Source organism: Pantoea sp. CFCC18177 (assembly GCF_059412425.1).
Map to the genome: position 1 here is coordinate 119128 of NZ_JBNBPL010000008.1, position 26037 is coordinate 145164.

The 26037-nt window shown below is 50.4% G+C and carries 26 protein-coding genes and 2 pseudogenes; 11 read left to right on the plus strand and 17 right to left on the minus strand.

Annotated elements, in window-relative coordinates:
* Positions 1 to 9: 9 nt before the first annotated feature.
* The 3 genes from ACPUC8_RS10585 to ACPUC8_RS10595 all read right to left on the minus strand — a co-directional run bounded on the left by ACPUC8_RS10585 (position 10) and on the right by ACPUC8_RS10595 (position 3735).
* Positions 10 to 1782, minus strand: a complete 1773-nt coding sequence (locus tag ACPUC8_RS10585; RefSeq protein ID WP_494926213.1) for a GMC family oxidoreductase — start codon at positions 1780 to 1782, stop codon at positions 10 to 12.
* 15 nt (positions 1783 to 1797) lie between these two features.
* Positions 1798 to 2529, minus strand: coding sequence for a gluconate 2-dehydrogenase subunit 3 family protein (locus ACPUC8_RS10590; protein ID WP_494926214.1), 732 nt, complete (start codon positions 2527 to 2529; stop codon positions 1798 to 1800).
* A gap of 183 nt (positions 2530 to 2712) precedes the next feature.
* Positions 2713 to 3735, minus strand: coding sequence for a LacI family DNA-binding transcriptional regulator (locus tag ACPUC8_RS10595; protein ID WP_494926215.1), 1023 nt, complete (start codon positions 3733 to 3735; stop codon positions 2713 to 2715).
* 972 nt (positions 3736 to 4707) lie between these two features.
* Here ACPUC8_RS10595 and ACPUC8_RS10600 point away from each other — a divergent pair.
* Together ACPUC8_RS10600 and ACPUC8_RS10605 are read left to right on the plus strand one after the other, a co-directional pair.
* Positions 4708 to 4959 (plus strand): ECs_2282 family putative zinc-binding protein, encoded by a 252-nt coding sequence (locus ACPUC8_RS10600; RefSeq protein WP_494926216.1) that lies wholly within the window; start codon positions 4708 to 4710, stop codon positions 4957 to 4959.
* A 22-nt stretch (positions 4960 to 4981) separates the two neighbouring features.
* Positions 4982 to 5461: a hypothetical protein gene (locus tag ACPUC8_RS10605; protein WP_494926217.1), complete on the plus strand. Its 480-nt coding sequence runs from the start codon at positions 4982 to 4984 to the stop codon at positions 5459 to 5461.
* A gap of 449 nt (positions 5462 to 5910) precedes the next feature.
* Here ACPUC8_RS10605 and ACPUC8_RS10610 read toward each other — a convergent pair whose 3' ends face one another.
* From ACPUC8_RS10610 to ACPUC8_RS10620, 3 genes are all read right to left on the minus strand, one after another.
* Positions 5911 to 6201 carry a DUF1330 domain-containing protein gene (locus ACPUC8_RS10610; protein ID WP_494926218.1) on the minus strand — a complete coding sequence of 97 codons (291 nt, stop codon included), beginning with the start codon at positions 6199 to 6201 and terminating at the stop codon, positions 5911 to 5913.
* A gap of 79 nt (positions 6202 to 6280) precedes the next feature.
* Positions 6281 to 7324, minus strand: a complete 1044-nt coding sequence (locus tag ACPUC8_RS10615; protein ID WP_494926219.1) for an aldo/keto reductase — start codon at positions 7322 to 7324, stop codon at positions 6281 to 6283.
* 65 nt (positions 7325 to 7389) lie between these two features.
* Positions 7390 to 7980: a flavodoxin family protein gene (locus ACPUC8_RS10620; RefSeq protein WP_494926220.1), complete on the minus strand. Its 591-nt coding sequence runs from the start codon at positions 7978 to 7980 to the stop codon at positions 7390 to 7392.
* A gap of 116 nt (positions 7981 to 8096) precedes the next feature.
* Here ACPUC8_RS10620 and ACPUC8_RS10625 point away from each other — a divergent pair, with 116 nt between their 5' ends.
* Complete coding sequence (locus ACPUC8_RS10625) at positions 8097 to 9005, plus strand: LysR family transcriptional regulator (RefSeq protein ID WP_494926221.1); 909 nt, start codon at positions 8097 to 8099, stop codon at positions 9003 to 9005.
* A 189-nt stretch (positions 9006 to 9194) separates the two neighbouring features.
* Here the strand turns inward: ACPUC8_RS10625 and ACPUC8_RS10630 are convergent, their stop codons facing one another.
* From ACPUC8_RS10630 to ACPUC8_RS10655, 6 genes are all read right to left on the minus strand, one after another.
* Entirely contained in the window at positions 9195 to 9905 is a 711-nt protein-coding gene (locus tag ACPUC8_RS10630) for an ArsR/SmtB family transcription factor (RefSeq protein ID WP_494926222.1), read from the minus strand.
* A complete protein-coding gene (locus ACPUC8_RS10635) occupies positions 9902 to 10294 on the minus strand; it encodes an amino acid-binding protein (RefSeq protein WP_494926223.1) in 393 nt (130 codons plus the stop codon). The genes ACPUC8_RS10630 and ACPUC8_RS10635 overlap by 4 nt, the downstream gene beginning before the upstream one ends.
* Positions 10287 to 10610 carry an antibiotic biosynthesis monooxygenase family protein gene (locus tag ACPUC8_RS10640; protein WP_494926224.1) on the minus strand — a complete coding sequence of 108 codons (324 nt, stop codon included), beginning with the start codon at positions 10608 to 10610 and terminating at the stop codon, positions 10287 to 10289. The genes ACPUC8_RS10635 and ACPUC8_RS10640 overlap by 8 nt, the downstream gene beginning before the upstream one ends.
* A 302-nt stretch (positions 10611 to 10912) precedes the next feature.
* The gene (locus tag ACPUC8_RS10645; protein ID WP_058972796.1) at positions 10913 to 11305 is read right to left on the minus strand and encodes a putative quinol monooxygenase; all 393 of its coding nucleotides are present in this window, start codon (positions 11303 to 11305) and stop codon (positions 10913 to 10915) included.
* A gap of 41 nt (positions 11306 to 11346) precedes the next feature.
* Positions 11347 to 11751, minus strand: a complete 405-nt coding sequence (locus ACPUC8_RS10650; RefSeq protein WP_494926225.1) for a nuclear transport factor 2 family protein — start codon at positions 11749 to 11751, stop codon at positions 11347 to 11349.
* A 129-nt stretch (positions 11752 to 11880) separates the two neighbouring features.
* A complete protein-coding gene (locus ACPUC8_RS10655) occupies positions 11881 to 12765 on the minus strand; it encodes a LysR family transcriptional regulator (protein ID WP_494926226.1) in 885 nt (294 codons plus the stop codon).
* A gap of 162 nt (positions 12766 to 12927) precedes the next feature.
* On the opposite strand from ACPUC8_RS10655, the gene ACPUC8_RS10660 reads away from it, so the two are divergent.
* From ACPUC8_RS10660 to ACPUC8_RS10690, 7 genes and pseudogenes are all read left to right on the plus strand, one after another.
* A complete protein-coding gene (locus ACPUC8_RS10660) occupies positions 12928 to 13482 on the plus strand; it encodes a VOC family protein (RefSeq protein ID WP_494926227.1) in 555 nt (184 codons plus the stop codon).
* Between the two features lie 14 nt (positions 13483 to 13496).
* Positions 13497 to 13952 (plus strand): nuclear transport factor 2 family protein, encoded by a 456-nt coding sequence (locus ACPUC8_RS10665; protein WP_494926228.1) that lies wholly within the window; start codon positions 13497 to 13499, stop codon positions 13950 to 13952.
* 175 nt (positions 13953 to 14127) lie between these two features.
* Positions 14128 to 14876, plus strand: a pseudogene (locus tag ACPUC8_RS10670) (SDR family NAD(P)-dependent oxidoreductase).
* A 190-nt stretch (positions 14877 to 15066) separates the two neighbouring features.
* Positions 15067 to 15894: pseudogene (locus ACPUC8_RS10675) on the plus strand (alpha/beta fold hydrolase).
* A 113-nt stretch (positions 15895 to 16007) separates the two neighbouring features.
* Entirely contained in the window at positions 16008 to 16418 is a 411-nt protein-coding gene (locus ACPUC8_RS10680; RefSeq protein WP_494926229.1) for a DUF305 domain-containing protein, read from the plus strand.
* Positions 16419 to 16530: 112 nt separating this feature from the next.
* A complete protein-coding gene (locus ACPUC8_RS10685) occupies positions 16531 to 17925 on the plus strand; it encodes a YncE family protein (RefSeq protein ID WP_494926230.1) in 1395 nt (464 codons plus the stop codon).
* A 246-nt stretch (positions 17926 to 18171) separates the two neighbouring features.
* The gene (locus ACPUC8_RS10690) at positions 18172 to 18381 is read left to right on the plus strand and encodes a DUF1471 domain-containing protein (RefSeq protein WP_058972803.1); all 210 of its coding nucleotides are present in this window, start codon (positions 18172 to 18174) and stop codon (positions 18379 to 18381) included.
* Positions 18382 to 18616: 235 nt separating this feature from the next.
* Here ACPUC8_RS10690 and ACPUC8_RS10695 read toward each other — a convergent pair whose 3' ends face one another.
* The 3 genes from ACPUC8_RS10695 to ACPUC8_RS10705 form a co-directional block, all read right to left on the minus strand.
* Positions 18617 to 19627 (minus strand): aldo/keto reductase, encoded by a 1011-nt coding sequence (locus ACPUC8_RS10695; protein WP_494926231.1) that lies wholly within the window; start codon positions 19625 to 19627, stop codon positions 18617 to 18619.
* A 95-nt stretch (positions 19628 to 19722) separates the two neighbouring features.
* Entirely contained in the window at positions 19723 to 20469 is a 747-nt protein-coding gene (locus tag ACPUC8_RS10700) for an SDR family oxidoreductase (RefSeq protein WP_494926232.1), read from the minus strand.
* On the minus strand, positions 20466 to 20870 hold the full coding sequence (locus tag ACPUC8_RS10705) for a (R)-mandelonitrile lyase (RefSeq protein WP_494926233.1): 405 nt from the start codon (positions 20868 to 20870) through the stop codon (positions 20466 to 20468). The genes ACPUC8_RS10700 and ACPUC8_RS10705 overlap by 4 nt, the downstream gene beginning before the upstream one ends.
* A gap of 459 nt (positions 20871 to 21329) precedes the next feature.
* Here ACPUC8_RS10705 and ACPUC8_RS10710 point away from each other — a divergent pair, with 459 nt between their 5' ends.
* Positions 21330 to 22352 carry an alpha/beta hydrolase gene (locus ACPUC8_RS10710; RefSeq protein WP_494926234.1) on the plus strand — a complete coding sequence of 341 codons (1023 nt, stop codon included), beginning with the start codon at positions 21330 to 21332 and terminating at the stop codon, positions 22350 to 22352.
* Between the two features lie 45 nt (positions 22353 to 22397).
* On the opposite strand, the gene ACPUC8_RS10715 is transcribed toward ACPUC8_RS10710, so the two are convergent.
* Together ACPUC8_RS10715 and ACPUC8_RS10720 are read right to left on the minus strand one after the other, a co-directional pair.
* Positions 22398 to 23579: an arabinose transporter gene (locus tag ACPUC8_RS10715; protein WP_494926235.1), complete on the minus strand. Its 1182-nt coding sequence runs from the start codon at positions 23577 to 23579 to the stop codon at positions 22398 to 22400.
* 68 nt (positions 23580 to 23647) lie between these two features.
* Positions 23648 to 26017, minus strand: a complete 2370-nt coding sequence (locus ACPUC8_RS10720) for a membrane-bound PQQ-dependent dehydrogenase, glucose/quinate/shikimate family (RefSeq protein WP_494926236.1) — start codon at positions 26015 to 26017, stop codon at positions 23648 to 23650.
* Positions 26018 to 26037 lie beyond the last annotated feature (20 nt).

Sequence of the window (26037 nt, forward strand, 5' to 3'; positions counted from 1 at the left end):
ATGTTCTCCTTAACCGACCAGTGAGCCTGGATTTTTCAGGTATTGATTGACGATGGCGTGCGCCGTCCACAACGTCAGCGCACTGAGCGTGATAGTCGGGTTATAGCCGCCGTTATTCGGATACGATGAAGCACCCAGCACGAACAGGTTGTGCGCATCCCAGTGCTGCTGATAGCGGTTCAGTACCGACGTCGCCGGATCGGTGCCCATCACGGCGCCACCGATGGTGTGCGAGCTGTCATACGCGCGGAACGGCGAGTTGTGCGCATCCGGGAAGGCTTCCGTCTGCCAGCTGCTGGCGCCGGACACTTTGCAGATATCCTCGATGCGGTCGCGGATAAAGCGCGCCATTAAACGGTCATTCTGGTTGTAGTCGAAGGTGAGACGCAGCAGCGGCTGGCCGTTGGCATCGGTGTAGTTCGGGTCCAGTGACAGGTACGAATCACGGTGAGAGTAGGAGGTGCCTTGCCCCTGAATCTTTGCGTAGTTTTGGTAGCTTTTCTGGAAGGTTTTTTTCCAGGCGGAGCCCCACATTTTGCTGTTGGGCGGCAGACGGTCGGTCATGCTCAGCGGCGTGCCCTGATCGGACAGTGCCTGAATGCCTGCACCGCCGAGGAAGCCGAGACCGGTATGGTCAAAGTTATCGCCGTTGAAATCATCAATTTGCGTCGAGAGCGCACCGGTCGAGATGAACGGATTCATCTGCTCATTCTCGTAGTAGAGATAGCCCATCGACATGGTTTGATAGTTATACGCACGACCCAGCGTGCCTTCACCGGTGGCGTGATCGTAGGCTTTGCCGATTTTCGACAGCAGTAGCAGACGCACGTTGTCCAGCTGATACGCCGACAGGCAGACGATATCCGCTGGCTGGAAACCGGTATTGCCATCGGAATCCAGGAAAGTCACCCCGGTCACCGTTTTGCCGTCTTCCGCTTTGTCGATGTACAGCGCGGTACACTCGGTCAGCAGGGTGAAGTTGGTGCGATCCATTAACGCCGGCACCACACAGATGTTCGGTGATGATTTCGACCAGTTGCCGCAACCATAGAAGCCGCAGTAGCCGCAGTAGGTGCAGGGTGCAAGGTTGATGCCGAGCGGGTTGGTGTAAGCCGCGCCGATGGTGCCAGCCGGGATCGGGAACGGGTGATAGCCCATTTTCTCGGTGATCTGATGGAACTTATCGTTCCAGTGCGAGCGGATCAGCGGTGGCGTCGGATATTCACTGGTGCGGCTGCCTTCAAACGGGTTACCGCCTGCCTGTTTTTCCCCGTTCAGCACGCCGGCTTTACCGGAGATGCCGGCAATTTTCTCTACGCGATCGTAGAAGGGTTCCAGTTCCGCATAGCTGACGCCCCAGTCCTGAACAATCAGGCCATCGGCCAGCTTCATGTTGTGGTAGCGGTCGCGCAGGCGGGTAGCCATTTCGAAATCGGACGGATTGAAACGCCAGGCGTTGGCGGCCCAGTGTTTACCGGCACCGCCCACGCTGAAGCCCATCTGGAAGGCATTCCAGTCACGCGCAGGCAGCGCTTTCTGGCTGCTGTCATTACGAAACGTCAGGGTTTCGACGCGAGGCGGTTTGAGGATTTCGCGGCGTACGCCATAGCGCAGTTCGTCAGCGGCAATGGCAGGGGAGAAGTTGGTCTGGGTTTGTTCCCATGGGCCACGTTCAATGGCGACAACGTTTAATCCGGCGCGGGTCAGTTCTTCAGCCATAAGTGAACCGGCCCAGCCGAGGCCGATAATAACGGCATCAGCCTTGGGTCTGGTGTAATTCATGATGTGCCTTTTAATTTAAGCTTTCAGGAGGTCAATAATGCTGATGGGTTCAATATTGAGTTTCTGTCCCTTTAACGGCGCATAGTCGCGATAGTCATAGCGTGCACCGGGGAAACCAATCATTTTCCAGCCCACCATATTACGGTTGCCACCGTATATAGGATCGGCGAGGAAACCTTCCTGAACATTACCCAGCAACTGGCTAAAAAGATATTTGGCGGAGAGGGAGGCGTAAGTAAATTGGTCCGCTTCCATTTTTTCCAGATAGCTGTCTTTGGCATTATCATCTAAGTCAATAAATGATTTGCCGAGTAGCGTCTGGCAATGAGCCTCTAATTCCGCTAATCCTTTGCGATAGATATCAGCAGGGGATAAAGGGGATTGATTGCCCTGAGCAGCGGTGCCATTTTCGAACGGACCCACATTGTAACGCCAGCTGCCGCGGCCGTAATCGCCAGCCAGTTGGTTGTCGATAAACACCACGCATCCCGCCTGAGACGCGCTGACACTCAGTTCATCTGCGGGGATGAGGCGGTCAAAAATCGCCGTGACCAACTGAGATTCACGCTCGGTGAAAAACAGCCGTTTGGTGGGATCGGCAGGGGTCGGCGGCTGCGTTTGTTTTGCGCGCCATATTTTGCCACCGGATAAGACATTGTCCGCTGCACCGGCGGGTTTAAATATCGATGCAGCTGTTCCTGTTGCGGCCAGAACCATTCCCGTTTTAATAAAAAATCGACGTTCCATACGATGCTCCATAGACGTAGAGTCACCGACTACATGAAAACACGCTCACTGAAAATAGATCAGACGAGTTTATCGAATAGACAGTGTTATTTTGAGTTTTTTAGAATTGAATAAAAATGACGTTGCGGGTTATTACTCTCCTTAATAAATTGCCGTCACTTTATTTCATGACGGCATGATTAATTAACCTTTTTTTAAATGAGAATGTCGCAGGCGTAATTCGCCATGACGCCACTCTCCATTTTCAGTCGCGACATTATCCAGTAAACGGTTTATCGCTTCGGCAATTTGCAAATCAGCCCGTTGGTTCCAGCTGGTTAGGTTCCATGTGGTCGCATGTGCCTCATCAATATCATCAAAACCCACGACGCCGATATGTAGCTGCGCATCATGATCGCGGATCGCCTGCAGGGCACCAAAGGCCAGCACATCATTTTCGCAGAACAGCGCATCAATTCGCTGCTCTGGCGGCGTATCACGCAAGTAGGTTGCCATCACGTTGTACGCCTGGTCACGGTCGTAGCGTTGTGCAATCAGCACCGCGTCCAGTGACTGACCCGCTGCGTCAAGGCTGGCGGCATAGCCTTCCATCCTGAGTAGGTGGCTGGATGACGTGTCCGGTCCTTTCATATAGCCGTAACGCTGATAACCCTGCTCTAACAGGAGATTACCGAGCGTTTCGCCTGCCGTATAACCATCAACGTTGACCACTTCGACATCCGCGGCATCGGTGTTACGGAACACATGCACGGCGCGGATGTGGTGCAGCGATTTAGCAATCACCAGCAACTCATCACTGACAATGGTGGCCAGATAGAGAATGCCATCGACCTGCAACTGTCCGGCCATCTGCAACACGGAGTGATAGTTTTCCGCTGACTCAATGTTCAGCAGCAGTGACATGTAGCCACGCTCATTGAGTTGCTGCGTTGCCTCTTTCAGCATTCTTAGCGTGTGCGGGTTGCTGAATTCATCCGCGACGATGCCAATAATGTTGGTTTTGTTCTGTTTGAGGCTTCTCGCCAGTAGGTTCGGCCTGAAACCCAGTTTGTTCGCTGCTGCCATGACGTTTTCAAGTGCCACCGGTGAAATGGACGCGCCGGGCTTAAACGCGCGCAATACGGTCCATTTCGATACCCCGGCCAGCGCAGCGACATCATCCGCTGTTGCTTTGCCGGGTTTGGTTTTGTTGTCATTTTTTTTCATAGGCTGATCACGCTGATCCAGAGGGCAATAACCTCACAGCATAAAGCAGCCTCCGCGTATTCCCAAATGACCGGGGCCCGTTCCTGGGCTTTTGATCTCCACATTAACCGTGGTGATAACAAGATGTTGCGATTATGTTTAGCAATGCCAACGTTGGCAACCCCTTTTGCCAACGTTGGCATTGATGTAAAGCATGATGTGCGTCACATTTGTGCGGTTAGTTGAGTGGAATCATGGAGTTAAGTTAAATAACTGTGATTTCCTTAACAAAATCGGGGAATTGTTAAAATTTGTAAGTCTTGGAAGAGCCGATAGAAAATCGGAAGTGAGTTGTCTGATGCTTGTCAGTTGATTTACTGGCGCTAACGACGTCTGGAGCCGCACCGGGGCTGGCGGTCCTCGCGCCGCTGTCGCGGTACCTTCACTTCACTCGTCTGCCTTACGGACCGGTGCCGATGGAACATCCATGTTCCAGCGCCACCTTTCGCCCGCGTCCTGCGGGCTCTCCTGGCAGACTCATTCCGTTCAGCGCTGCGGAATGCCAGCCCCGGTGCGGCCCCAGCCGGCTGATTAACTTATGTGTTGGTTGTCAGAAAGGGCAGAGGAGTGGCGGTAGGGTACTGCACTGAAAAGAGAGGCTGCGAATCAATAAACAGCCTGAATACCTGTATTTAGTCACTGTTTGGGAGAGTGGTGCAGGGGGTATTTGCGTTCACTCGATTACCCATTTGCATTTCTAATGGTCATCTCCAACAAAAATAGAGACAGTTTCCTGGTGAGTTGACTGGCAGCTATGAGCGAATTGCGGACGTCAAAATCATGACGTTATGGTATTACTACCAAATTGAACCTAACATAGGTTCAAGGTATTTATAATGTATGCGCACGTTTTTGATGGTGAATCTGAGTTAAAAAGTGTATTACTGAGACTCACAATTCGTAATCTTTTTTCTGGTTCTTATTGGAGAAAATATGAAGCTAGATCCTGAAAAATATAAAAGAAGTGTTGCTCTATTATGTCCTGTCTGCGGGAACCTAGAGATGGAATATGCTGAAGATTCTGAGATGGTAAAATGTACGGACTGTGGCATGGAGTTAACGAAAAACGAGTTAATCCAGGAAAATGGTTCAAGTATTGATGCTCATGTCAATGAGATAAAAAAGGAGTTATCGCGAGATATACAGAAACAGTTTAGTGATATATTTAAAAAAACATTCAAGTAATTTAAAGCATAAGGATATAACAATGTCGACGAGTGACCTTATCGCTTTTGGTGCGCTTGCAGTATCAATTTACACTGTCATTGCATCCGAATTTAAATCAAGGAAAAGCGATAAAGAACAACGAGTTATAAAAGATGAGCAAGACAGGTTGCGTAAGCTTATCCTGGAAAAAGAAACAAAGTCTGCCATTAATGAAATGAAGGCAGAGCTTGGTGCGAGAATAGTTAATCCATCTAACAATAGATACAGGTTAAAAATCTACAATAGAGGTAAGGTAGAGGCAAGAAACATAGATGTTCACTTTCCTGATAATGATGGTGATGAATACCTGATAATGTCTGAGGTGAAAGATAAATTTCCGTATGAGTTATTGCGTCCTCAACAGGCAGTGGAGATGATCGCATCAATAAATTTTGAGAGCAAAACGAAGTATCGCATACAGCTCACATGGGATGATGATTACCAGAAAGGTAATGTAGGCGACTTTTACCTCTCAATATAGCTTATTTAAAGCTTGTTTTCATATCAACCGACGTTCAGTAAAAAGCAATACTATAGCTATTGAAGATGAACGCCTAAACATTCCTGATGACTCCAGCATGTCTGCATGGCTATCCAGTGATAACTTGTTCTCCACGAATTAGTTCATGCAGGGGTTGGAAACATCCGCTTCTGGCACAGGGCTGCCTGTTGTGTGGGGCGGATGCCCGCCTTGAGCGAACAGCGGCCATGAGTAATTGTTTTAGTATTTTGAGCGAATGTTTTTCAACGGGGAAAAGATCGTGTTTTTTTGTTTGGATAGGCGATGCAGGGAGCGGGGTGGCACCACCGAATTTAAACTCCCGAGAAGCCACTCGACTGGAGTTTCCGGTGGTGCCGATTCACCAGGCCCGGGCGACTCACTACTTCCGGGCTGTCTGGTCTTACGTCAAAAACCGCGCACGAACAGGATTACTCAGCACCTTCTACAAGTGTAAACGTGCCCGTTGCCGAACGGAGACGTATGATTTTCGCAGCCTGATAGGAAGGACTTTCATAGAAGTTTTTAGCATCTTCATAGGTGTTAAATTCAAAAATCATATGCTGCTCATGATGCTCGCCTTCAAGATTTTCAAACTGGCCTGACCATGCAATGATTTTCGGTTCGAACTCCTTTACGGCTTCGTCAGCAGCCCGGACATAATCACCGAATGCCTTTGGATCAGTAACGGTAAAGTGTGCAATTAAATAACCTTTATTCATTTTTTCCCCTTTAAACTTCATTGGTATTAGCAAGATCCTGAGGGCTGAAACGTTCAACAGCTCTGTTTCATCGCACCTTTCAGTTTCTAAAAGGCGCGGGATATCGGGTTACATTCTGGTGCTCAATCATCCAGCCAGGGTAATAAGGCGGAAGCACACTGACAGCGTCCAGACGTTCAAGCTCGTCTTCGCTGAGGATGACATCCGTAGCGGCAAGGTTATCTTCAAGCTGTTCAATGCGTTTCGCACCCAGAATGACGCTGGTAACGTGAGGTCTGGAAAGCAGCCAGGCCAGCGCAATGCGGCTGACTGTGACGCCATGAGTCTCAGCAATGGCCCGCATTTGAGTGACACAGTCCCATGCCAGCGCAAGGTTGACCGGAGGGAAATCAAAGTGAGTTCTCCGTGAGTCCTCCACTGACGGTGCGCCCGGGCCATATTTTCCCGACAGCAGGCCGCCTGCAAGCGGTGACCACACCAGAAGCCCCATGCGCTCATCCTGCACCAGCGGAACCAGTTCACGCTCAATATCCCGACCGGCAACCGAATAGTAGGCCTGAAGCGTCTCGAAACGCGTCGCATGCAGCGCCTCGCTCAGGCCCAGGGCTTTACCTAATTTACCTGCAGGCCAGTTGGACACACCGACGTAACGAACCAATCCCTGCCGGGTCAGGTCATCCAGAGCACGCAGCGTTTCTTCAACAGGGGTTACGGTGTCATTTGAATGAATCTGATATAGATCGATATGGTCAACCTGAAGGCGCTCCAGGCTTCTCTGAACCGAATCCATAATGTGCCCACGCGATGCCCCCTGGTCATTAGGTGTATCACCCATGACGCCCGCCGTTTTGGTCGCCAGAATAATCTTATTTCTTTCTACGCCCAGATCTTTTAATGCCTGGCCAACCCTGCGCTCAGACTGACCAAAGGAGTAAATATCTGCGGTATCAATGAAGTTAACTCCGCTTGCAAGTGCTGTAGCAATAAGATTGTTTGCTTCTTCCTGGTCGAGCGCACCAATCGCTGACCAGATGCCCGCGTCGGTGTTACCCCCCAGCGTCATCGTGCCAAGGCATAGCTCTGAGACAAAAAGACCTGTACGGCCAAGTTGGTTATATTTCATCAGCGTACTCCTGAATTTTTAACGTTGCAGACCCTGCAAGCCTGCGCTTAAGGGCCTGTGAACAGTTAAAACTGTGATGATTTACCTCTAAGAAATTGCTGTGCCAGTCTGGCAACACGACGACCGTAAGAGCGCGCGGTTTCAAGGTCGCCCACGGACATTTCTTCCGGTGATGCGTCTGCATCAGTCTGAGCCATTGCGCCAATGGAGGAGCCCATACGGTTTAAATCATCGCGCACCGAGGCCTTAGTATTTGCCGGTTTGATGTCCATGTTTACCCAGATACCGCCATGCTGACCGGCCAGTAAAAAGAAGTACTCAAGCGTATTGAGTTTGTCACCGTTAATGCTTGCGCTGTTGGTGAATCCCCCAAAAATCTTGTCCTGCCATTTGTTTGTAAACCAGGGCTTGGATGACTCATCAGCGAACTTCTTAAACTGCCAACTTGGCCCGCCCATGTAGGTTGGAGAACCAAACAGAATGGCGTCAGCGTTATCAAGTTTTTCCCATGCCCCATCAGCCAGATTCCCCTGTGGGTCAATAAGCAGCAATTCTGCACCTGCGCCTTCTGCAATAGCCAGTGCCATGCGTTCGGTGTGACCGTAGCCGGAGTGGTAAACAACGACTGCTTTAACGTTTGAAATTTCCTGAGTCATGTCGGGGCCTTTTAAATTGATGTCCAGGGACGACGTTGTGTTTGATTAGCTTATTGAGTAACGGCTAGAGTATAAATATCTAAAAAATGAACTAACTGTTATCCATATGGAGAACAATGAAAAACCTCGATGCACTCATGATCTTTTCGCGTGTAGCTGAAATGGCGAGCTTTACCCGCGCAGCTGAAAGCCTGGGAACACAAAAGGGGCGGGTATCGGCCGTCATTCGCGAACTTGAGCAGGAGATAGGTGTTGCGCTGCTTCACCGCACCACGAGAAGCGTGCAACTTACTGAAGATGGCAGACTGTTTTATTCCCGCGCCCGGGATTTGCTTGCAGAAGCGGAAGAATTGAAGCATCTCTTTGCGGGGCAGGACACCCTGCTCAGGGGTAAGCTTCGGGTAGACATGCCTACCGAGCTTGCACGCAGCATGGTGGTGCCTGCACTTCCGCAGCTTTTAACGAAACATCCTGAGCTGGAGCTGGAGTTGTCCAGCACTGACAGACGAGTCGATCTTGTTCAGGAAGGCTTTGACTGTGTTATCCGCCTCGGCCCGGTGTTTGATGAAACGTTGATTGCGCGAAAGCTCGGCATGCTGCGAATGGTGAATGTGGCAAGTCCCGTTTATCTGCGCCGTTATGGTGTTCCACAATCCATTGACGATTTAATCAGCCAGGGACATCAGATGGTGCATTATACGCGCCTGTTCGGTTCGCGGCTTTCTGGATGGGAATATCCTGAAGGAGAGGGCTATTCGTCGCTTCCACTTCCTGGCACGATGCAGGTCAACAGCGTGCAAACCTATCATGAAGCCGGACTTGCAGGCATAGGGCTAATTCAGGCTGGTCACTGGGCGCTAAAACACCATATAGAACGCGGTTCTCTGGTTGAAATCCTGCCTCATCTGCGTCCCTCTCCACTTACCGTTTCACTGGTTGTAGCCCACAGAAGAAATCTTTCTCACCGCGTCAGAGCGTTCACTGGCTGGATCGAAACGGTCATAGCACCTTGGTTAGATAGATGAGTGATAAAAACCGAATAGCGCTCAAGTATTTTTGTCGGGTAATGATGATGTCCGCTCCTGGCACTCAGCTGTCGAATGAAATGCTCAGGGACAGCTAAGAGCGAGGATCGGACCTTTTACGTAAAATGGAGGAGTCAGATGAAGGCATCTTGAGTCACCCGATCACATCAACCGGTATATGATTTAAGGCTAGGTGATCTTCAGCTTAAACAGCCGATATATTGCAACCCGGCCTGAATCGGTTACGTTCACTTCACGGTATCCCTGTGTACGCGTTACCCATTTTTTTTGCAGGAAAAGTGTAAACAGGGCTGAGCCAGCGTCACCGCCGAGATGGAAACGTCTTTCACTCCAGTCCAGACAGCCGCAACAGGGCTTGCGTCGTGTGCGAGAGTTAAGCAAAACGCCCATTTTCTCAACATGCATTTTGCCGGCTGATGTCAGTTCCGAGCCATCTGCTTCAAGCCATTTTTCCTGCAGCATAAATTCATAAATATTGACAGCAAGCTCGCCTGCCAGATGGTCATAGCAGGTGCGTGCGTAACGCAGATTGACCGGCGTACTGGAAACGGGGGCTTTGGAAGTCCCCATGGAAACTCCCATCAGGTTTTCCAGCAGTCCGGCGATATGATGGCCCGCAAGGCTGTAATAGCGATGACGTCCCTGCGTCAGGCAAATGACCAGACCGTTGCTGAGAAGTCGGTTCAGATGCCCGCTGGTTGTCGAGGCTGCTATGCCAGCCACTACGCTAAGTTCGGTAGCTGTCCATGCGCGCCCGTCCATCAGGGCGCACAGAATACTTACCCTTGACGGGTCAGACAGCGCAGAAGCCACCATTACCATTGATGTTTCAAGGACATCATCTGGCTCACTGTCGCGCTTTGTTTTAACGAGGTTCATTCAGAAGGTATTGCCCATTTTCGGGTGACTTCGGCTGCCCGGGCATCATCATCCGTAATGAGAATGAGCCGGTTACTGTGATCGCTGTACTGTACCAGAATATTGATGCCGTTCCGGGCAATTGTGTCAGCTATTTCTCCCAGCTCTCCGGGCCGTTCCTGAGGTAATTTTCTTACCAGGGGACGACACACATTGCAGACGTCAAAACCGGCTTCAGTCAACACCTTGTGTGCTTTATCGCCGTCTTCAACCAGGAAATGTGCGTGCCCTCCTTCTGGTCCTGTAAATACGCCACCACCTTCAAGTCCCACTCCGTTTCCACCCAGTACACTACCCAGTGAACCAAGTGAGCCCGGGCTATTTTTAAGAATAACGTGAATGTCATACATGCGGATTTGTTCCCTTATCAGAAGAGTAATCACGGAATACGCTGGCTACCCGTATTCTGTAGAATGAAAAAATCGACTGCTTACCTTCTTTCTGAGCGGCCTGATGCATTACATTTCGCTTCCATCCGGCGACAGACTCCTCATCTTCCCACCACGACAAAGAAAGAATCTTTCCGGGCGTAGTCAGGCTCTGGAAACGCTCGATTGAAATAAAGCCGGGCGTGTCGGATAAGAGAGGCTTCAGCTCCGAAGCGAGCTGAAGATATCTTTCCTGAGCCTCTGGCAGGGCATCTGCCTCAAAAAGTACTGCAATCATGGTCCGCTCCGTTGCTAATTTACGGGCAGTTTAATGATGGCAAATGCATGCTGCTTCGGTCGGCACCGAAGTATGCTTGTGTGTTAGCGAAGCCATCGACATGGATAAGCGATAAACAGCAAACTCATAAGTTGAAAGGCGGGACAACATAGAAGTGCGGATTCACACGGAATGTCCGCTTCTTGCACCACAAAGCTGCCCCTCAATAAGCCAGATCGGGCAGCTATGAGCGAAGAGCAGACATTCGCACTTGTTCTCATTGATGCTGAGCAATGTCTCACCGTCAAACTCAGTCCTGGCAATCAGGCTGAAACCTTACCCCGCGGATCATCAATGTGCTGTTTCGCCACGTCGTAACGAATACCCTCACGATTAAGGATGCGGACATGTTTCACCACGGTCGCCAGTGCTTTCAGGAATGTTTCTGAATGTTCGTGTCGCTCATAGGCTTCAATGTCCGCCCAGCCCTCTGACAGATGAAAAGCATCTGGATTCACCAGGTCTTGAGAGAAGGCATAAAATACACAGCCAGGCAGCTGCTGTGCTGCCTGCATTTCAGGCTTTACAGCATCAATGAAGGTTTGGCGGTCATCAGGGTGTACGCGATAGTAAGCGCTGACGATGATTTCAGTCGGTTGGGTTTTGTCATGATCGCCCGCAGAAGAAATGCGTGTGTCAGCTGTATTAATACTCATTTTTTATCTCCAGTTATTTTTAATCGAATGCAAAAACCACTTCAGGCGGACTGCTCGCCACTGAATGCACGCCATGCGGCGAGGGTATCCAGCGATTCCCGCAGCAGTTTGATTTTGCCCCCTTCAGCAACCAACCTCCCGGCATAAGTCTGCTTGTATACCCGATCGGTGCCCGCCAGTTCGGCTTCCACGCTGTATTCGCCAAAAGCCTGTGTAGGGGTATCGATAAAGAACTGGATATTGCGGAAGCGGAAATCAGGAATTTTAACCAACAATCCGGCGATGAAGCGTTCGATTTCAGCCGGCCCCTGCACTCTGTGCAGCAAGCCTAGCGTTTGCAGATAAGGCAGTTCCAACACGCCATCTGCGGCAAAAAGGGCCGCGGCGGCTTTAGGATCCTGGATACTGTCCAGGTAGTTCTGGAGTAATTGAACGGCAGTTTTCATGATAAGAGTGCTCCTGTTTTCAGTGCCGGACGAGTGTCGGCGGCGTGAAGCAACAATAATGAAACTCAGGAGCAATCAAAATAGCAAAGAATGAAAGCCATCATTTCATAAATGAAATAATGAAGAGGATCACTTAGGCCAGCGCCATTCAGGTTCACTGAGATGTTTGGCAAAGAAGTCTGACAGCACCTTGACCTTCAACGGCCGGCTGCGGGAAGTGGGTGTGACAAAATAGAGCCCGCCTTGTGTCATTGACCACTCATCCAGCAGATGTAACAGGCGACCATCTTTCAGATACTCCGCGGCCATAAATTCTGGCAGTTCCGCAATCCCCAAGCCCGCCAGCAGGGGCGGCAGCAGGGCGTCGGAGTTGGTCACGCGCAACGGTCCGCTCGGGACAATATCTTCCTGCGCGCCGGAATCATGCGTGAAGCGCCATACCTGGCTTCTGGCACGATAGGCATAACTGAAGCACTGCCGGGAAGTGAGTTCACGCGGATGCTGCGGTACACCCTGCTCAGCGAGATAAGCCGGTGAGGCCACCAAATATTGCGTCACGGCACACAGCCTGCGCGCCACCAGCGAAGAGTCCGGTAATGCGGCAATACGTAACGCGGCATCAAAGCCTTCGGCAATCAGATCGACTGAGGCATCGGACAGATGCAGATCGACACTCAGATCCGGGAACTGGCGGATAAGTTCTGGCATCAAAGGGGCGACCCAGCGTAAGCCAAACGACATGGGCACCGCTAAGCGCACCTGACCACGAGGCTGCACTGACAGTTCATGGGCTTCGCTTTCCACCTCTTCTGCCTGGCGATACATCTCTGACGCCTTCGCCGCCATGCTTTGACCAAACTCCGTTAACGCCAACTGGCGAGAGGTCCGGTTAAACAGCCGGCCGCCCAGCCGCTCTTCCAGGCGAGCAACGGCACGTGACACGGTGGGTACGGAAACCCCCATCACTCTGGCTGCCGCCGCAAAAGAACCTTCCTCTGCCACTTTCGCAAACATCGCGAGTCCTTCGAAATCGGGGAATCTGTTCATTTCAAATCTGCAATGATGAGTTTCAAATCATTCTATTTTGAAAGTCGTCGCACGTCGATATGCTTATTCCATCGCGACAACAACCGCTGTCGTCAATGAGCTGAATCACTTATCACAGGAATATAAGACATGAAAACTCAACGTATCGCTTCAACGCTGTTTGCTTCTTCTCTGCTGCTGGGCGCTGCCAGCCTCTCTGCTCCGGCTTTCAGCGCTGACGCTGCACCGCTGGTCACCATCTCAGGCGTTGACCACGCCGGTATCAACGTACCTGACCTGGCTAAGGCCATCGCGTTTTTCCAGACCACCTTTGGCGCCAAGATTGAATCGGACATCACCCCCGGCGCTATCCCGGATGCATGGAAAGCCGCGTTTAACTGGCACCAGTCCAGTGACCTCAAGCGTTTTGTCATGATGCGTCTGGCTGATGGCACCGGAGTCGAACTGTTCCAGTACAGCGGTGCGCAAATCGGCCATACACGTCCTCATCAGGATGATGATGCGGCAACGCATATCGCCCTGAGAACGCAGGATGTGCCCGCCAGTTTTAAGGCGATCCAAAAAGCCGGACTGAAAACCCTGAATGAGCCAGTGACCAACGCCGACGGCACTCAGTGGTTTTATTTCCTGACGCCATGGGGCTCGCAGATTGAGCTGGTAGGCAAAGCGAAAGCAGCAAACTGACAGAGGACACAAACATGAAAAAGGTATTCACCCAATCCCTGCTGCTGGCGGTACTGCTGGCCGGGTCACATAACGTATTAGCGGAGAACACAACCATGAACATCACGACGGCTCAAATCGCACCCGAAGGCCTGCAGCAGCTGATCGATCGCCACTTTGCTATCTGGAATAACACCGATGCCGTTGAACGAGAGAAAGCGTTTGCCGCGGTGTACTCCGCAGACTTTTTCGTTGCCGATTATGCCGGACTGAACACAGGGGCGGACCGCGTGAATGCTGCCATCAGTAAAATTCAGGCACAGCATCCGGGCTTTATCTTTACCCCGGCACCTGTCGAGTGGAATCACGGTATTGCCCGTGTGACCTGGGGTTATGGCCCAAAAGACAATCCGACTCTGGTGCGGGGTGAGGATGTGTTCACGGTCAGCGCGGGCCGCTTAACCAGCGCGCGTGTTTTCCTCAATAAATAACGCGACGAATTTGCCCGATTTTTGATTATCCACCTGTGTGGAAAGTGTTTTCCGGATTCGTGCATTTTTTCGCACTCATTAATGACGTTACAGTGCTTACCGAACTCAGCAGCGTGAACTGCGCGGTAACCCGATGACTTTAAAAGCCAATTTAAACTTAGAAAGGAGTTTCACCATGAGTAAAAAACTTGCAGGCAGATTGCGTTAGTGACGGGCGGTAGCTCAGGTATTGGCCTCGCCTCAGCGCAGGAGCTGGCGGAGCAGGGCGCAAAAGTCTACATCACCGGCCGCCGTCAGGAGGAGCTTGATGCCGCCGTGGCCTTGATTGGACCATCAGCCACCGGGATTCGGGCGGATGCCTCAGTGCTGAGCGATCTCGATACGGTGTTTTCTACGATTGCCAGCGCTTCAGGAAAGCTTGACGTACTGTTCGCGAATGCTGGTGGTGGTGACATGATGCCACTCGGCGCCATCACCGAAGAGCATTTTGAACGTATTTTTGGCACCAACGTACGTGGCGTGCTGTTCACCGTACAGAAGGCGCTTCCGCTGCTGACCAACGGTGCCTCCGTCATTCTTACCGGTTCGACCGCTGCGGCGAAAGGAACCGCCAGCTTCAGTGTTTACAGTGCAAGTAAAGCCGCTGTGCGTAACCTGGCGCGCTCCTGGGCACTTGACCTCAAAGATCGTGGCATCCGCGTCAATGTCGTGAGCCCGGGTCCGATCCGTACCCCAGGTCTGGGCGGTCTGGTACCCGAAGAGCACCGCCAGGGTTTGTTTGATGCACTCGCCGCCGGCGTACCTTTAGGTCGTTTGGGTGAACCGGAAGAGATCGGTAAAACCGTGGCATTTCTGGCGTCTGATGATGCGAGCTTCATTAACGCAGCGGAAATATATGTAGACGGCGGCTTAGCGCAGATTTAATTCACTACCAGACAGAATTTCTCAATTATTAATAACCACGACGACATAATTATTTATTTTGTCGGTGGACAGCCTTGCGCCATGCATATCAGAAAGATGAATAAATGTCGTTGTAAAAGACGATATTTATTCATTCGGGTATGACGTCAGGCCAGGAATAACCTGCACATCATCAACGGAGAATCCAAAAATGAGCTTTATTACCACACATGACACAACCCGTCTTTTTTATAAAGACTGGGGTGACAAAAATGCGCAGCCGGTTATTTTCTCACACGGCTGACCATTGAGTTCAGATGCCTGGGATGGGCAGATGCTTTTCCTGTTACAGCAAGGATATCGTGTGATCGCGCTTGACCGTCGCGGTCATGGTCGCTCCGACCAGCCATCTTACGGCAATGACATGGACACCTATGCCGACGACCTTGCCGTGCTGCTGAATGAGCTGGATGTAAAAAATGCGGTGCTGGTTGGACACTCGACCGGTGGTGGTGAAGTCGCGCATTACATCGGGCGCCATGGCGAAGCTCGCGTAGCAAAAGTGGTGCTGGTTGGCGCGGTTCCGCCCATTATGATTTCATCGGCTGAGTGGCCTGAAGGCACCGATATGGCGGTGTTCGATGGCATTCGCAAAGGTGTCTTTGAGAACCGTTCGGACTTTTATCTCAACCTCGCTATCCCTTTCTACGGGATGAATCGCGAGGGCGTAGAGATCAACGAAGGCCTGCGCCTGAGCTTCTGGAATCAGGGCATGGCCGGTTCGATTGTCGGTCAGTACGCCTGTATCAGAGAGTTCTCGGAAGTGGATTACACCGAAGACCTGAGAAAAATCACCGTTCCAGCACTGGTCATTCATGGCGATGATGATCAGATAGTCCCAATCGGTCACTCTGGGCTCTTATCTGCTGAGATTATCCCGCATGCCGAACTGAAAATTTATCCCGGCGCTTCTCACGGTCTGGCGGCAACCCATCAGGATCAACTTAACCAGGATTTGCTGGAATTTATTCAGTCGTAGGTCACCCGAGCCAGCCACCTCATTTAATTATGAGGTGGTCATGCTATTTAATTTGTTTTTACCCTCACGCCGCATTTTCCTTTTCATTTTTTAGAATAAAGGCACGCATGCGTATGAAGTTATATCAATTCATCCCTTCCCTGCTGGCGCTGTTATTTATGGCGGATGCTGTAGCACAGGATCACGCTCATCAGGCTGTTCAGTCGAGTGCTGCTGAATCCGCATTCATCCAGGACAATCAAACAGCGATGGACCAAATGATGACAGCCATGGAGGTCAAGCCATCTGGCAACATCGATGATGATTTTGTGGCGATGATGGCCCCGCACCATCAGGGGGCGATAGACATGGCCATCGCCGAACTTCGCTACGGCACCAATCCGCAGCTTCACCGTATCGCGCAGGAAATTATTGTCACTCAGCAGCAGGAGATCACTGCCATGTATCAGGCACTGAATAAACCGCTGCCACCCGCGCTGGCGGCTCCCGACCAGATTGCGCCAGTAGAGGGTGCAACGCCCTGATAAACCTCACCAATTCTCCTTTTGACAGACCCCCACTGAACAGGATGATGCAATGAAAACGTTATTAAGGATCGGACTTGCCGTCGCTGTCGCGCTCTCTGCTTTGCCCGCGATGGCAGGCCAGGCTCCCTTTAGTGCTGCAGCCGCCGAGATCCCCCTCAGCCACCATGACCGTGTGTATGCCGCGGAACAGTTCTCGAATACGGTCTCCGTCACCGATCCAGCCAGTAATAAGTTGCTCGGCGTTATCCGGTTGGGCGATCCCCAGCCGGCAAACCTCAGCCCTCTGTACAAAGGCCAGGTGTTGGTACACGGCATGGGATTTTCACCGGATCGTAAAACGCTGGTTGTGGTCTCGATTGGCTCAAATTCGGTGAGCTTTATCGATACTGCGACGAACACCGTCAGGCATATCACCTACGTGGGACGTTCTCCGCACGAAGCGTTCTTTACGCCGGATGGAAAAGAAGTGTGGGTGACGGTCCGTGGCGAGGACTACGTTTCGGTACTTGATGCCAGCAGCGGTGAAGAGAAGACACGCATTAAAGTGCCTGGCGGTCCGGGCATGCAGATCTTTTCGCCTGACGGGCAGTACAGTTACGTCTGCTCTTCGTTTAACCCGGAGACCGTGGCGGTTGACGTCAGGACGCACAAAATTGCCGGCTCGGTGAAACAGGCCAGCCCGTTCTGCCCTAACATCGCGGCATCGCCAGACGGTAAACAGGTATGGTTTACCCTCAAGGACACGGGGAAAGTGCAGGTCTTTAACGCAAGACCGCCATTCAACATTATTAAAACGCTGGATACCGGCCCCATCACCAATCACGTCAACATCGTCGAAAACGCGAAAGGCAGTTTTGCCTGGGTCACGGTCGGTGGTCTGAACCGAGTCAACGTCTACCGTACTGATGACTTCACACAGGTGGCTTCGATTCCGGTGGGAAATCTCCCGCACGGCCTGTGGCCATCTGGTGACGGGAAGCGTATTTACGTCGGTCTGGAGAATGCCGATGCGCTCACAGCCATAGATACGACGACTTATAAGGTGGTCGCTACCATCCCTATTGGGCAGGCGCCGCAAGCGGTTGCTTATGTGCCTGGTGCTGTGCCGCAAGGGGATGGAATGAACGGCCTGCAGCCTCTGGGGATTGCCGGCCAGGCAGTGCATCTCCAGCTGAAAAACGTGGGTGCCGCCAAGAACACGCAGCCGACGACAACAGTTTCACTGTTTGAACAAGGGATAACCCAGGTTCTTCAGGCATCGGCGACGGGTCTAGAACCCAAACAACCTTACTTGCTGGCATTGTCATCGCGAGCCGACGGCAGCGGTGAACTGGAACCCTTGACGCGCTTTATGACTAACCCTGCTGGTGCGGCCATTGTTAATGCGGTTGGCCCGATACGGCAGATCGTAGATGCCCGACACGCGGATGAACGTCGCTACCTTGTGATTGCCAAAAGCGACGGCAGCCAGCAGGGGAACGTCGTCCAGGTTCGGGCGCGCTGATACCTAACCGGTGTTGTCAATCCCGTCACTACGCCTCTGCATGACTGAAATTCTGGCTCACTCTTACCCGCCTAAATGGCGGGTTTTTTTATGGATTAATACGGTAAACACGCATCTACAATTCGTTCATATTTTTTGAATGTTTTCGATAAATCTCTTTGCTTTTAAACCCAGGCTTGTAAGCGCATGATTAATTCATCGAGGCAGATAGCCTTAAAAACTAAATAAATCATTGAGGAACAGACCATGAAAAACATCAAAACTTTCGTTGCAGTTATCGCACTTTCAGTTGTTTCATTTGCCAGCTTTGCTCAGAGCGTCACCGCTTCAGCCTCAACCCTGGATGCTGCAGAAGCGCAGATTGCTGCTCAGGCACATCAGGTCGGTGCTTCATACAAAATTACCGGAGCCCGCTTCAATAACGGCGCCTATATTTCTGCAGAATTGACTAAATAAGCACTGACAAGAGATTAAGGGCCGCCCAAAGCGGCCTTTGTTTTTTTATTGGAGACTAATAATGCACCTGCAATATGTTCACCCGAGGCGAGTCATTGGGTAGGATTAACAGATGAATTCGATGATCTATCCGATTGTAGCTTGAGTCAGCGGGTTGCTGGTCCTTTTTGAGAGGCAACAGAACGGCGCCTTAGAGCGAAAAGCGGAAGTTCATACTTATTCTCACCGCTGACCTTTATTTTTCTGTCAGTTTTTCCTGAGATTCTGGGTAACGCTCACCAACAATTGCAAATCGATCCAACGTCTTCCGAATGTCCCCAAGCTCACTTTGTGAAAATACCAGCTCGGTACTTGCCAAATTCTCGTTTAAACGCTCAACCTTCTTCGTGCCTGGAATCGGCACAATGCCATCGTACTGAGCAAGCAACCAACCTAATGCAATTTGGGCTGGAGTCGCATTCTTGTTGGCAGCTAAGAGTTTGACGTAATCAACCAGCTGTAAGTTTTGGCTGAGATTATCAGGAGAGAAACGTGCAATTTGGCTTCGGAAATCATCAGAATCAAACGTAGAGTTTTGTTCAAAACGGCCTGTAAGAATGGCTTTACCCAAAGGACTAAAGGGTACGAACCCAATCCCCAGCTCCTTGAGTGTAGGCAAAACACCCTTTTCAGGGGCTCGATACCACATTGAATATTCACTTTGCACGGCTGTTAAAGGTAGTGCTTGGTGCGCACGGCGTATGGTCTCTGCTGAGGCTTCGGAAAGCCCCCAGTGAAGCACTTTTCCTTCCGCAATAAGGTCACTTATCGTTCCTGCAACGTCCTCAATAGGTACACTTGGATCAACGCGATGTTGATAGTAGAGATCGATGCGATCGGTTCCAAGGCGTTGCAAAGAGCCTTCAACTGCCATGCGTATTGACTCTGGTCGACTTGAAAGAACCGCTGCGCGGCCATTAGGACCATCCGCATCGTTACCTTTTGATAAATCAAATCCGAATTTCGACGCAATCACGACTTCATCACGAAAAGGTGATAACGCCTTGCCTAATAAAACTTCATTGGTATAGGGGCCATAGACTTCCGCAGTGTCAAAAAGAGATACTCCTTTTTCAAATGCAGTACGTATGACCTTGATGGCTTCTTCATCTGATACATACGGGGGATAACTTTGAGTAAATCCCATACAACCCAAGCCAAGTGCTGAAACTTTTAAGTTTGAGCTTCCTAAAATACGTGACTTCATCACTCGTCCTCCAAAGGGTTCAGAAACGGTCAATAAAAAATACAGGACTAAAACAAACGAGCCCGGAATTAACATCCAGGCTCGTTTGAATTTAATTACATCTCTTGGCTCGTAGGTCTGAAGAGTATTTCATTGATATCTACATTCACAGGTTGTGTTATCGCAAATTCAACAGCGCTAGCAAATGAGGATGGCGGTATTGCATGTTCGTCGTAAAATTGCTGAATCTGACCAGCAACACCCTCTTCAGTAATATGATGAGTCAACTCGGTATCAACAGCGCCAGGAGAAATAATGGTCGTGCGCAGATTGTAAGGTTTTACTTCGGAACGAAGCCCTTCGCTAATCACACGGACAGCATGTTTAGTTGCGCAGTAAATAGCACCGGCGGGTGTTACTTTATGGCCAGCAATCGAGGATATATTGATGATGTGACCAAATTTCTGCGCTTTCATAATCGGAAGAGCAGCGGCAATTCCGTAGAGAGTGCCTTTGATGTTGATATCAATCATGTTATCCCACTCATCAACCTTTAGGCTTTCCAGCATGGATTGCTGCATTAACCCGGCATTATTAATGAGGACATCAACACGACCGAAAGCATCAACCGCAGCCTTCAGTAATTTCTCAACCTGAACTTTATCGGTGACATCCGTGGCAAGAGCAATGGCTTTACCACCCGCACGTTCAATGTCTTGAACCAGCTTTTCAAGTCGATCGACACGTCGAGCACCCAGTACAACGATTGCGCCTTTAGCACTCAAACTGCGCGCCGTGCATTCGCCTAGCCCACTGCTGGCACCCGTTATAACAATGACTTTCCCGTTGATATCATTACTCATTCTGTATCACCGTATTGCTCATCAGAAACTTTTTCCAGCCACTCTACGACGCTGCCATCCTGCGCTTCCTGAATCGCAATGTGAGTCATTGCGGTGGTCGCACTCGCACCATGCCAGTGTTTTTCGTGAGCGGGAATACAGACAACATCACCAGCACGAATCTCGCGTGCAGGTTCTCCCCAGGTCTGCACGTAGCCAAAACCTGAAGTCACAATGAGACGCTGGCCAAGTGGATGGGTATGCCATGCAGTACGTGCGCCCGGCTCAAAAGTGACATGGCCAGCGCTGGCACGCGCATTTTCATCGGTAGCAAACAATGGATCGATACGAACCGTGCCAGTAAACCAGTCTTCAGGGCCAACCATTGAGGCTTGTGATCCAACTTTATTGATTGTAGTCATCTCATTTCCTTAAACTTGTGGAGTAATAATCTGAAGATTAGAACAAGCAGACTTTAATGCCTGAGTCATCTTCTTATAAAAGCAGAGTTAAACTGCATATCAGATCTCCAGTATGCCTGACGAGAAGCTATGCATTAACCCTCTAAACATGAATGCATATATGAAGGAATCTCATTAATAAATGAACGATAAAATATCAATAATTTCATCGCGTTAACATTTCCGGTGTTAATCAAGAGTTGCTTCCGCATACTCATCAATTTTTCTGGTTTTGTCTATTTATGAGAATCTGTAATGACTCTATTCATGTTTTAACTGATGTCTTTTAAAGGTGAAAAACTTAGGATGATTGTTGTAAGCCAGTTTGAATATTTATCATGTTTTCACTCATAGCTCTGTCTAATTTATTTCATCATTCATTTTAACAATAATTATATTTTACATTTAAGAAGGTTAACCATGTCTGCGTTTAAAAACACAATACTCTGCATATCATTGTTAATGGCTTATTCTGCCAACACTTATTCCGCCTCACCTAAAACAGTTGCCGAAGGGATAAATATTGTAGGCTCACAAAAGATTACTTTTAACAACGGCACGGTAAAAATGGCCGGTAATTTGTATCTTCCTCCTGAATATGATGCTGCGAAAAAATATCCCGCCATAGTGGTATCGCATCCATGGGGTGGCGTTAAAGAACAAACTTCCGGTTTGTATGCACAGCAACTTGCACGAAAAGGATTTATTACTCTTGCGTTTGATGCATCACATTACGGCGAGAGTGGTGGGGTTCCGCGCGACCTTGAAGATCCCTCTGACCGTGTACAGGATATTCGTAGTGCAGTGGGATATCTTGCTAGTCTCCCGCAAGTTGATGCTAACCGCATTGGAGCTGTCGGCGTTTGTGCTGGAGGCGGATATACCCTTCATGAAGCTCAGACGGATTTGCGTGTAAAAGCGGTTGCAGGCGTTGTGGCATACGATATTGGCGAAGCTACGCGAACAGGAATTGAGGGTATGCCTGTTAGCGCTGAAGATCAGCACAAACTACTGGCAGGTGTAGATGAGCAACTCAACAAAGAAGCTGCCGGGGCACCTGTACTGGTCCAGCCGTTACTGCCGCCGCTGAGCAGCATTAATGCCAGCACCCCAAGCTTCGTGCGGGAAGCGACAGACTATTATCTGACACCGCGTGGTGCACATCCAAATGCTCATAATCGCTATGTCATTACAAGCCCGGGATTACACCTCGCCTACTATCCGCTGGAACATATGGATACGATCTCACCGCGTCCCGTTCTGCTTATTTCAGGTTCGCGTGCCGAGACACTAAAATTCAGTGAAGCGGCTTATGCTCAAGCAAAGCAGCCGAAAGAAATCATGGTGATCCCAGGTGCGTCGCATTTTGATCTTTACGACAAGCCTCAATACGTCACACCTGCCGTTAACAAACTGGCTGAATTCTTCGGTAAGAATCTGTAGTCGTTCCTGGGGAGGTTTAAATTCGAAAAAACCTCCCCAATCAACTTATTGCTTTTTTCTGGCCAGTAACGCAATCGGTATAGCCATCATCACGACAATAGAACTCCAAAGGAATACCATACTCATGTGACCGGTCGTAACTACGAGTCCCAGCAGCGGGCTCGCCAATCCAATCGCAAGATCAGGAAAGGCAGAGTAGGTTGCCATTGCCACTCCTTTATTGGCCCTACCCAAGCGGCGTACAGCCTCAGAACCGAATGCGGGATACACCATTGCCCAACCAGCGCCGGTTAATGCAGCGCCTGCAGCTGCAATCCATGGTGAAGGAGCCGCCCACAGTAAAATTTGTCCTAGCGCTGTCACCAGGGAAAATGAAATCCCAACGCGAATACCTCCAGACTGATCGATGAGTTGGCCAAGGAACAGGCGTGCGGCAATTAATGCGGCTGCAAATGCGCTCACCGGTAACCAGCCCATTCCCCAGCTCTTTTCTGCGTACATCAATACCGAAAACGAAAGCAATGCTGCATAACCCACACCATTGAAAGCCGCGCCCAATCCGGGCAACCATACAGATGAGAGTGCTTTGGAAAGCGTTCCCTTCTGTTCTGCGGGCTCCACTCGCTCTGGCAAAATGCGAACAACGATCATGGCAGCGATGGGAAGTAACGCAGTGGTTATGGCTATGGCGGCAAAACCAAAATGATCAAATATAGCAGTACCCAGCGGAGCACCAAGGGCAAAAGCAGCAAACATCGCGGTGCCCACCCAGGCAATAACCCGCCCGGTTTGTTTACCCCCGGCAAGCGCGAGTCCAAGGGTCATGCCGCCGGTGATGATGAAGCTCTCGGCACCACCAACAATCGCTCTTCCAATCAAAACCAGCACGATAGCGGCAATGGGCTGGGAGGCGAACGGCAGAGAAATTAAATAAAATATGCCTCCTGCTACAGCCAGTAATAATCCCAGATGAATTGACTTTCTGCCGCCAAATTGATCTGCATAGCGTCCGGCTGCGAAGCGAGTAGCCAAAGAAGCCGCGAACTGTGCGCCAGTAACTAAACCTACGGCGAAAGTACCGAACCCTAATTGGTGATGTACGTAACGAGGTAACACAGGTAATGCGATACCGATAATCAAAAAACCGGCTAAAACAACTAACATTAATGTCAGCAGCATCCGCATAAAACTCGTTGATTCGTTAGACTCTACTGACTCACTTTGCATAACAGATCTCTTGAAAATAATTGAAAACTAGGCCCGCCAGATGACGGACCACTGATTTTCCCCCGCTACTATGGGAGTGCGAAAGCAATGATGTAATCGCCCCTGATTGGTGTAGTGCGATTCCCCCCGGCACTTATCACTACATACTGGCGTCCATTTTTTGCGGTATAGGTCATCGGTGTTGTTTCACCACCCACAGGTAAGCGTCCCTTCCAAAGTTCACGACCGGTTCTGATATCCATCGCGCGGATGTAATAATCCTGTGTTCCTGCCATGAAGACCAACCCTGATGCTGTCGTCACTGGGCCACCTAGCGTCGGCAGACCCACGGGCATAGGCAAGTGCATAGCAATACCCATTGGTCCGGTATCTTCAACCGTTCCCATAGGCACGGACCAAACGACTTTTCTGGTCGCGAGATCGATGGCGGTTAAAGTTCCATATGGCGGTTCCTGGCATGGAATACCCAACGGGGAGAGGAAGCGCGATTGTTCTACACCCCATGGCGTGCCATATTGCGGTGCGCCACCGTCATGCGTTCCATCACCGACCGCGTTTGCATCATATTGCTGCCTGCGAACCAAACGGTTCAATACCCCCATGCGCGAGTCATTTACTAACAGATAGCCAATATTTTCGGCAATTGAGGATGATCCCCAGTTCATGCCGCCCGCCCAGCCAGGGAAGAAGATCGAGGTCTTTTCTGATGGTGGCGTGAATTCACCTTCGTAACGGGCCTGACGAAATTCGATGCGACAGACGAGTTGATCGAGTGGCGTCATTCCCCACATGCGTGATTCTTTCAGTGGCTCAGTACCAATGGATGGCATACCTACAGAATAAGGTTGTGTCGGGGAAGTGCGGTCATCACTGACGCCACCTTGAGGTACTGCTCGCTCTTCAACCTTTGCGATTGGCTCGCCGGTACGTCGATCCAACATAAAGATTTCACCACGTTTAGTGGTTTGGATCAGCGCTGGGATGGTACCGCCTTTGCCATCTGGAACATCGTAAAGCGCCGGTTGTGAAGGGACATCATAGTCCCAGCGGTCATGATGGACAGTTTGGAAATGCCAGCGTTCACGGCCTGTAGCGATATCTAAAGCCACTACGGAGGATGAGTATTTGTCTGCCTCAGCCGAACGATGCCCTCCCCAGAAATCAGGGGTTGCATTGCCGGTTGGCAGATAGATGAGGCCTAATTGATCATCGTATGCCGGAGTTGACCAAACGTTAGGCGTTCCCGGTGTATAGCCCTGACCTTCAGGTGGTAACGCGGTAATGGCCGGATTGCCCAAGTCCCAGGCCCATACTAACTTCCCGGAATGTACATCGAATGCGCGGATGACACATGACGGTTCGCCCGTTTCATGGTTATCCTGAACCAATCCCCCCACCACAACCAGGTTACGTACGACTGTTGGAGCTGCGGTAGGAAAATAGAATCCTGGTTTGAACGTTCCCATACCAGTATGAAGATCAACGATGCCATGTTCGCCAAAGTCTTCACAGGGTTTGCCCGTTTGCGCATCTAAAGCCACAAGGCGAGCATCTACAGTCGTTGAGATAACACGACGACGACACTCAATTGCAGGATCGGCTGTAGCTGATGCCAGCGAGGGATCGTTTGAGGCATCATAGAAAGCGACACCACGGCAGCGTGGGAAAAAGTTGCCGCTAGCGTGTGGGTTATAACGCCAGATTTCCTGCCCTGTTTCAGCGTTTAGGGCGAAAATCTGGCTCGAATGTGTGCAGCCATAAAGCATGCCATTGGCGAATAATGGCGTAACGACATGGGCTTGCGGTCCTTTTGGAACTTCACCCGTTCGGTAAGTCCAGGCCACGCTTAAATTGGCTACGTTATCCGGGGTAATTTGATCTGCATTGGCGAAGCGTGTGCCTGCAGGCGTTCGCCCATAATGGAGCCATTCTGCTCCGGGCTCCGCACCCGATGCCTTTCCTGCTATAGGCTGTGGGGGCGCACTATCAGCGACCACGGGTTGCGGTAGAAAAGCTTTCCAGCCTGTAGCAATGAGAGCGAGGATGATGATTCCAGCTGCACTGTATGCAGATCTTGTCGGAACATGTCCTTTCCTGAATTTAAGCAGTGGTGTAATCAACAGAACAAATACAGCTAAGACGCTTAAAGCAAAAAGGCGTGAAACAAGTGGCCAGAATGTGAAGCCAACCTCCCATATTGACCAAATGAAACTAGCGATGAAAGCGATGAGGTAAAGAGTCACGCCAATAGGGCGACGTAGGCCAAGTAATATCCCCGCGAGGATGATAACTAATCCCGCTGGAGCAAAGTACCATGAACCGCCTAAGCTAATAAGATATACACCGCCAGCTAGCATAAATAAGCCAACCACAGCGATGAGCGTAGCCAATATAATTATTACGGCTTTTGCTGCCCCAGATTTATTTAAAGTAATCATTATTTAATATCCTTTTATTA

What these genes read in the sequence shown, in the direction of transcription:
- ACPUC8_RS10665 (WP_494926228.1), top strand. Translation starts at nt 13,497, where the DNA reads ATGAAAAAGGTATTCACCCAATCCCTGCTGCTGGCGGTACTGCTGGCC.
- ACPUC8_RS10600 (WP_494926216.1), top strand. Translation starts at nt 4,708, where the DNA reads ATGAAGCTAGATCCTGAAAAATATAAAAGAAGTGTTGCTCTATTATGT.
- ACPUC8_RS10680 (WP_494926229.1), top strand. Translation starts at nt 16,008, where the DNA reads ATGAAGTTATATCAATTCATCCCTTCCCTGCTGGCGCTGTTATTTATG.
- ACPUC8_RS10605 (WP_494926217.1), top strand. Translation starts at nt 4,982, where the DNA reads ATGTCGACGAGTGACCTTATCGCTTTTGGTGCGCTTGCAGTATCAATT.
- ACPUC8_RS10590 (WP_494926214.1), bottom strand. Translation starts at nt 2,529, where the DNA reads ATGGAACGTCGATTTTTTATTAAAACGGGAATGGTTCTGGCCGCAACA.
- ACPUC8_RS10720 (WP_494926236.1), bottom strand. Translation starts at nt 26,017, where the DNA reads ATGATTACTTTAAATAAATCTGGGGCAGCAAAAGCCGTAATAATTATA.
- ACPUC8_RS10700 (WP_494926232.1), bottom strand. Translation starts at nt 20,469, where the DNA reads ATGAGTAATGATATCAACGGGAAAGTCATTGTTATAACGGGTGCCAGC.
- ACPUC8_RS10585 (WP_494926213.1), bottom strand. Translation starts at nt 1,782, where the DNA reads ATGAATTACACCAGACCCAAGGCTGATGCCGTTATTATCGGCCTCGGC.
- ACPUC8_RS10645 (WP_058972796.1), bottom strand. Translation starts at nt 11,305, where the DNA reads ATGAGTATTAATACAGCTGACACACGCATTTCTTCTGCGGGCGATCAT.
- ACPUC8_RS10640 (WP_494926224.1), bottom strand. Translation starts at nt 10,610, where the DNA reads ATGATTGCAGTACTTTTTGAGGCAGATGCCCTGCCAGAGGCTCAGGAA.
- ACPUC8_RS10690 (WP_058972803.1), top strand. Translation starts at nt 18,172, where the DNA reads ATGAAAAACATCAAAACTTTCGTTGCAGTTATCGCACTTTCAGTTGTT.
- ACPUC8_RS10655 (WP_494926226.1), bottom strand. Translation starts at nt 12,765, where the DNA reads ATGTTTGCGAAAGTGGCAGAGGAAGGTTCTTTTGCGGCGGCAGCCAGA.
- ACPUC8_RS10715 (WP_494926235.1), bottom strand. Translation starts at nt 23,579, where the DNA reads ATGCAAAGTGAGTCAGTAGAGTCTAACGAATCAACGAGTTTTATGCGG.
- ACPUC8_RS10595 (WP_494926215.1), bottom strand. Translation starts at nt 3,735, where the DNA reads ATGAAAAAAAATGACAACAAAACCAAACCCGGCAAAGCAACAGCGGAT.
- ACPUC8_RS10630 (WP_494926222.1), bottom strand. Translation starts at nt 9,905, where the DNA reads ATGAACCTCGTTAAAACAAAGCGCGACAGTGAGCCAGATGATGTCCTT.
- ACPUC8_RS10620 (WP_494926220.1), bottom strand. Translation starts at nt 7,980, where the DNA reads ATGACTCAGGAAATTTCAAACGTTAAAGCAGTCGTTGTTTACCACTCC.
- ACPUC8_RS10625 (WP_494926221.1), top strand. Translation starts at nt 8,097, where the DNA reads ATGAAAAACCTCGATGCACTCATGATCTTTTCGCGTGTAGCTGAAATG.
- ACPUC8_RS10660 (WP_494926227.1), top strand. Translation starts at nt 12,928, where the DNA reads ATGAAAACTCAACGTATCGCTTCAACGCTGTTTGCTTCTTCTCTGCTG.
- ACPUC8_RS10695 (WP_494926231.1), bottom strand. Translation starts at nt 19,627, where the DNA reads ATGAAGTCACGTATTTTAGGAAGCTCAAACTTAAAAGTTTCAGCACTT.
- ACPUC8_RS10635 (WP_494926223.1), bottom strand. Translation starts at nt 10,294, where the DNA reads ATGTATGACATTCACGTTATTCTTAAAAATAGCCCGGGCTCACTTGGT.
- ACPUC8_RS10650 (WP_494926225.1), bottom strand. Translation starts at nt 11,751, where the DNA reads ATGAAAACTGCCGTTCAATTACTCCAGAACTACCTGGACAGTATCCAG.
- ACPUC8_RS10705 (WP_494926233.1), bottom strand. Translation starts at nt 20,870, where the DNA reads ATGACTACAATCAATAAAGTTGGATCACAAGCCTCAATGGTTGGCCCT.
- ACPUC8_RS10710 (WP_494926234.1), top strand. Translation starts at nt 21,330, where the DNA reads ATGTCTGCGTTTAAAAACACAATACTCTGCATATCATTGTTAATGGCT.
- ACPUC8_RS10610 (WP_494926218.1), bottom strand. Translation starts at nt 6,201, where the DNA reads ATGAATAAAGGTTATTTAATTGCACACTTTACCGTTACTGATCCAAAG.
- ACPUC8_RS10685 (WP_494926230.1), top strand. Translation starts at nt 16,531, where the DNA reads ATGGCAGGCCAGGCTCCCTTTAGTGCTGCAGCCGCCGAGATCCCCCTC.
- ACPUC8_RS10615 (WP_494926219.1), bottom strand. Translation starts at nt 7,324, where the DNA reads ATGAAATATAACCAACTTGGCCGTACAGGTCTTTTTGTCTCAGAGCTA.